Source organism: Rothia sp. P7208, from assembly GCF_048512915.1.
GTDB lineage: Bacteria > Actinomycetota > Actinomycetes > Actinomycetales > Micrococcaceae > Rothia.
Genome location: NZ_JBLXXW010000003.1, coordinates 169,233 through 175,582, shown reverse-complemented (window position 1 = coordinate 175,582; position 6,350 = coordinate 169,233). Strand labels below are relative to the sequence as shown.

General features: G+C 44.9%; 4 protein-coding genes. 3 read left to right on the top strand and 1 reads right to left on the bottom strand.

The window, feature by feature from the left end; genetic code table 11:
* Nucleotides 1-89: 89 nt before the first annotated feature.
* The gene (locus ACN084_RS05270) at nt 90-1,607 is read right to left on the bottom strand and encodes a leucyl aminopeptidase (RefSeq protein WP_419106128.1); all 1,518 of its coding nucleotides are present in this window, start codon (nt 1,605-1,607) and stop codon (nt 90-92) included.
* 323 nt (nt 1,608-1,930) lie between these two features.
* Here ACN084_RS05270 and ACN084_RS05265 point away from each other — a divergent pair, with 323 nt between their 5' ends.
* The 3 genes from ACN084_RS05265 (at nt 1,931) to ACN084_RS05255 (ending at nt 6,330) form a co-directional block, all read left to right on the top strand.
* Nucleotides 1,931-2,899: a PAC2 family protein gene (locus ACN084_RS05265; RefSeq protein ID WP_419106127.1), complete on the top strand. Its 969-nt coding sequence runs from the start codon at nt 1,931-1,933 to the stop codon at nt 2,897-2,899.
* A gap of 332 nt (nt 2,900-3,231) precedes the next feature.
* Complete coding sequence (locus ACN084_RS05260) at nt 3,232-4,626, top strand: hypothetical protein (RefSeq protein WP_419106126.1); 1,395 nt, start codon at nt 3,232-3,234, stop codon at nt 4,624-4,626.
* 318 nt (nt 4,627-4,944) lie between these two features.
* Nucleotides 4,945-6,330: an RNA polymerase sigma factor gene (locus tag ACN084_RS05255; RefSeq protein ID WP_419101854.1), complete on the top strand. Its 1,386-nt coding sequence runs from the start codon at nt 4,945-4,947 to the stop codon at nt 6,328-6,330.
* The last annotated feature ends 20 nt before the right edge of the window (nt 6,331-6,350 follow it).

Genomic DNA, 6,350 nt, shown 5'->3' with positions numbered 1-6,350 from the left:
ACCAAAACACCTAATTTTTTTTATAATTTGTTGTTTTTTTTTTTTTTTAACCCCCCCCCCGACCCTCGCCTTTGACTATAATCTCACCCTTAAGAAGCTAGAGACTCCACAAAAGTCAAAAGCGTTGCCACTGACATGCCAGTGCCTTCTTTCGGGGTAAACCCATAAGGTGATTCCTCGTTAAAAGATGGACCAGCAATATCTAGGTGCGCCCAAGGAATCTGATGTTCATCGGTAGAACCGACAAACTCTTTGAGGAATAATCCAGCGCTTAGCATTCCGCCATAACGTCCACCGATATTTTTCAAATCAGCAACGGGGGAGTCCAAGCTTGCCCGAAGATGCTCTGGCAAGGGCATGGGCCAGAACGTCTCGCCTGCCTCACGTGAAGCCTTAACAATATCTTCACGTACTTTTTCATCACCCATAACCGCAGCATAACGGGCACCTAACGCAACCAGCTGAGCTCCAGTTAGTGTTGCAACATCAATAAGAACATCAGGCGCTGATTCGGAAGCGTAGGCTAGACCGTCAGCCATCACAAGGCGACCCTCTGCGTCAGTGTTGAGAACTTCAACAGTTTGTCCATCGCGCATCGTTAAAACATCTTCAGGGCGGATGGCTGTACCACCTGGCATATTTTCTGCCAAGCACAAGATTGCTGTGACAGCAACCGGCAACTCAAGCTCGGCAGCAGCTGCAACAACGTTCAAAACTGTTGCTGCGCCAGCCATATCGCTTTTCATGGTCATCATCGCGTTGCCTGGTTTAATGGAGTTGCCGCCAGAATCAAAAGTAATACCCTTACCAACTAGCGCAACATGTTTTTGGGCGCCTTCGGGAGTGTATTTGACCTCCACCATACGTGGTGGACGAGCAGAACCTTGTCCGACACCGGCAATGCCGCCAAAACCGCCGTCTTTGAGCTCTTGCTCATCAAAGACTTTAACCGTTACATTTTTGAGATCGCCAACACGCTCTGAAGCTTTCTGTGCAAAAGTTTCAGGGTAAAGGGAAGACGGCGGAGTATTGACCAAACGACGAGTTGAATCTACTGCCTGACCTAGAATCAAAGCACGAGTAAGGACATCAGAAGCTGCATCAGATTCCACATCAGTCACAATGGTGATGTTCTCAACTGCAGTTTTAACAGATTCTGCAGTGCGAACCCGTAACTGCGGGTCGCTGAAAGCGCCTAATGCTGCGCCCTCAGCAATTGCAGCGACTTCAGCAACGTTTTGTGCTGGTAGAGCAAGCGCAACATCTGAGAACCCTGCAAGCTGACGGATAGCAGAACCCGTAGCGTATCGTAACGCGTCAGCATGTGCTTGGGCGTCGTCCTTACGTGCTCCTAAACCAATCAGGGCAAGGACATCAGCGTTAGTCTCATCAATACCGGGTAAACGGTGTAGCTGATCTGGTGCACCGGTTACTCCCAAATCCTCAAGAATCGCCTCAAGACCTTGTGCCGTTTCTTCGCTTAACGGTCCACGTTCAAGAACTGGAGCTTCTGTAGAAGAATAAACTCCTAGGACAAGAACCTGAGCCTCAATAGCTTCAAGGTCGGGGGATGCCACTGAAAAAGTAAGATCGGATGAATCAGACATTATTCTCCTCATCAAGATAGATGGTAGTTTAGGGACTCTTAGACATCTATAAAATATATGATGCGCCTACCGTGTATAGAGACGTAATCAAAGGCGAGATATATAAGAGCTGTATTCCCATACTATCTTGCACTGTGACTAGAAAACAGCTGTTCGGAGTAATACACGATGGGCGAAAAACAAAGAGTTTAACTTTTTGCCGCGTTACGCTAACTTAAGACATGCCCAATACAGAACGTGGGCAACGTTCTTTAACGTACAGATATACTAGAGTATTTCAAGAGCTTAAGAGCACCACAGCACGAGAACATGAGGGAGGGAATATGCTCAGGCCAGAAGACCTATATGAAGAAAAATCTGGGATGCTTAGCCATCCGCGTATTCAAGGGCTTCCTTTGCTCGTATCTCTAGAACCTCCACAAGATATCGGGGGAACCGCCTACGGTGTGGCCGACGTATTACGTAAAGAACTAGAGCATATTAAGCTTGCTGAGTTCGATTTCGACCAACTATGCAGGTACAGGGAACGCAGCTTACATTCTCTATTTCGCAAGGGTCTTTTCAACGAGATGTCTTTACCCGAGGTCAACTTATACCTCATGGAAGATCATCTTAAACAGCCGTTTTTGCTTCTTGCCGGCGCTGAACCTGATTATCAATGGCAACGTTTCGTTCAAGCTGTACTAAAAATAATTCGTCAGGTTAAAAGTTCTTATGTCATGTTGGTGTCGGGATACGCCATGTCTTTTCCTCACACTCGACCCATCGTGGTAACGATTCGCGGCTCCTATGAAGAATTGGTTGCCCCCTTGCGCACCGTCAACCACGTTTTCGAGATGCACCAATCGCACACTGATTTCTTGGAATATATGCTTGCTCGCCAGAACATTAAAACAGTGAAATTTAACGTGCACGTGCCACGGTATTTAGGAGACAACCTTCTACCGCAAGCAGTATTACGTGCCATGGAACATATAACTTTGGTTTCGAAATTATCTTTACCTCTTGAAAAATTGGTAGTTGCCTCAGGGCAAGCTCAAAGAAGTATTAACGAGATGTTCAAAGATAATCACGAAATTGCGTTCCTCGTTAAAAAATTTGAAGAAGAGTACGACAAATATATGCAGCATTATCCTTTCAACATGCTGGAGTTAGATATTCAAGAAAATGATTCTTTACTTGATCGTGAAATAATAGGACAAGAGATTGAAAAATATCTTGAAAATTTAGGGGAACGTTCTTCTTCTGACTCGTCGAACGCCGATAAGCCGGATTCGCCGAGAACCTCATAAATGACACCTGCTCTCGTGCGCATAAAGTGAAAATATCGCTTATATGGCTGAGGCTTTGATACGAAAAATTTGTGGTGCTCTAACGATACAGAACTCTAAAATTTTTCCTTAACTCTCCTTCGGCATTGGGTATGATGCGAGGGCTAGTGACTGCGCTTAACGCATTCTTGTTACCTCTCCTGCCCGACCGTAAACCACCATCTGGATTATCGAAAAGACAGCGAAGGCTGTTTGTATTCTCAACGGATGGATAACGCCTCACCTCTGAACTGTTATCCACAGTTTTCTTATCTCTAGTGCATTTACGTACCTATCTCGAAGACCATGGAGAGATGGCATCTTCACATAACCCTCACTTTTTAGAATCTTTAGCTCCACATCCTGGGTCCGCTGCCCATACCGTGGCATATATTGTGCATCAACTAGGCTATTGGCCCGAAGACTCCCTCGTATTAGTCCTCGCTGACAAAACACTTGGCCCGTTAGCTCGCGTCGACCACAAGAAAAAACGCACTCACAAAGAATCCGTTTCTTTGATATCTCATCTATTTCAGACGCTTTCTGAAAACTCATTATCTGAGGGAAACGTACCGCATTTTTTGTTAGCTATCTTCGGACCAAACACCCCTACTCGCAGAAGACAGTTAGAACATCATCTGAATCAACCTCCACATATCGATGAAATTGAATCTGACCAAATAGCATCTACACAATGCGCATACTGGGAACAGGCAGGTTTAGAATCTGCTTCTACGCATGGAAAAACCCTCTTAGACGTCCTCTACATTGGCGAAGTCTCATACTGGTCAATTCATCCTCTGACCCAAAAACTGACATTAAGCGGGCTCATTGATGAAGTGCAACGAACCGACGTCTACCTTAACCTCTTACTATCAGGCTCTTCTGTTGCACCTTGTGAATCAGAAGCACAAAAATACTATTTACCCTCTTTGGAACACAGCTGTGACCTCGAAACTAAGAACTGGTGGGAAGGAGAAATGGTGCTATGGCTCAATGAATACATTCGGTATATCAAAGCTTCAGATAGTACTTATGCAAAAGATTTTCTATCACAAAAATACTTTGAAAATGTTTTGTGGAATCATGCCCTCCAACAAGTTATAGAAGTCTCCACCCAATACCAGCACAGAAAAACAGCCGAGTTTGCTGATGCTATACGAAAAACACTGGACCCACATCTGATCGCTTTCCTCGGCGCAACACTAACGTCGGAGCTGAGCGCACAATCCGTTATCTATACAGTCGCTTTAGGCCTTGAAGAAACAACTTCTTTCTATCACCAATTATCCAACGCCTATAAGAACTCCTCTGATCACGATATTCTGTGCCCGCTTGGGTACGAACAATACCTTGTCTCGGCTCAAAAACTCATGGTACAGAGGAACGAATCTTCTCAAACCCAGAATACCGACATAATAGACCGTTCACTTAAAAAATTTGCTTCGGTACTCCTTGGAAAGCATCGTGTAAGACCCGATACACAAAGAATTGCTGCTGCAGAAATTATCTGTGCTCTCATTCTTCGCGTCTACGAACAGCCAGAGACGGCACAAGCCTATATCGTTTTAGGGTGGGGGAGTTGGGCTACTGGACAATGCAGTAAAGCCCGCGAATACGTCCGGAGGGCCAAAGAACAGCTTCCTTACGAACAGGTATTTCTTAAAAATATAGAACAACTTCCACCATGGCTAGGAAAAGGAATATAGAAGAACGTTAAAAACTCTTGACAATAGAGCTGAAATCTGAGTTTATGTGGTGCGAATTATGAAAAACAGAATCAACGCCACACCGATAACCTACCGCAAGGAGCCATAAATATCTGACATACTCTATTACTGACCCCGTACGAGTCTGCGATAAGACAGTATCAACGAGTTGGAATAATCTACAGATAATCATTGTTATCTAAAGTAGAACCCTCGTTCAATGTTGCTTATCATTATGAGCAGACTTGACAGGGTCTTAGGTGTTTTGACTGCAAGGCACTCCCACTGTCTGTAGTCTGTCAAATAGAAAGGTACTCTGTGTCACCTGCTGCACGTAAGAAGGTTGATGAAGCGGAAGAAAACGCTACACAAACCGCTACTGCTCAAAAGAAAAAAACTACTCGGACTAAAACAACCGCTAAAACTGCTAAGGCTGCTCAAGAACCTAACGAAGCTACTGCTGTAGAAGAAACTAAAAGCACTAAACCTAAAGCTCAGCGCAAAACTAAGAAAACTTCTACTACAAAGAGCGCAAAAACCAAAGCAACTTCTAAAAAAGCTGCGAACGAAGAAGACGAAATTCTTGATGAAGACATCGACGCCGAAGAACTCGATATCGACGTCAGCGATGAGATTCTAGACACCGATGACCTCGATGAGGACGTCGATGATGAAGAGAACGCCAAAAAAGAAGAAAAGAAGCAGACCGAAGAAACTGCTGCTAAGCGTAACGGCTTTGTTCTTACGTCAAATGATGAAGACGACGCTCCTGCCCAGCGCGTTATCGCACCCGGCGCAACCGCTGACCCCGTCAAAGATTATCTCAAACAAATTGGTAAAGTATCTCTTCTGAACGCTGAGCAAGAAGTAGACCTTGCGATGCGTATTGAAGCTGGACTTTACGCAGAACATAAGCTCAAAGAAAACCCACAAATGGACCGTGAGCTTAAAAAAGAACTTCGTTGGGTCATCCACGATGGACGTCGTGCCAAAAACCACCTTCTTGAAGCAAACCTACGTTTGGTTGTATCTCTAGCGAAACGTTACACCGGACGAGGAATGCTGTTCTTGGACTTGATTCAAGAAGGAAACCTCGGTCTAATCCGTGCTGTTGAAAAGTTTGATTATTCTAAAGGTTTTAAATTCTCAACATACGCAACATGGTGGATTCGCCAGGCTATTACTCGTGCAATGGCTGACCAAGCGCGCACCATTCGTATTCCTGTACATATGGTTGAAGTCATTAATAAATTGGCTCGTGTGCAGCGTCAGATGCTTCAGGACTTAGGTCACGAACCTACCCCTGAACAGCTAGGTAGAGAACTCGATATGGCTCCAGAGAAGGTTATTGAAGTACAGAAGTACGGACGTGAACCTATCTCCTTGCACACGCCTTTGGGTGAGGACGGAGACTCAGAGTTTGGCGATTTGATCGAAGATTCAGAGGCCGTTGTACCTGCTGATGCAGTGTCCTTTACACTATTGCAAGAACAGCTTCATTCTGTCTTAGACACTTTGTCTGAACGTGAGGCAGGAGTAGTTGCCATGCGCTTTGGTATGACAGATGGGCAGCCTAAAACTCTCGATGAAATCGGTAAAGTTTATGGTGTAACCCGTGAACGTATCCGTCAGATTGAGTCTAAGACGATGTCTAAACTTCGTCACCCATCACGTTCTCAGGTACTACGAGATTACCTAGACTAGGAAGAAAAGATGAAGCTCTA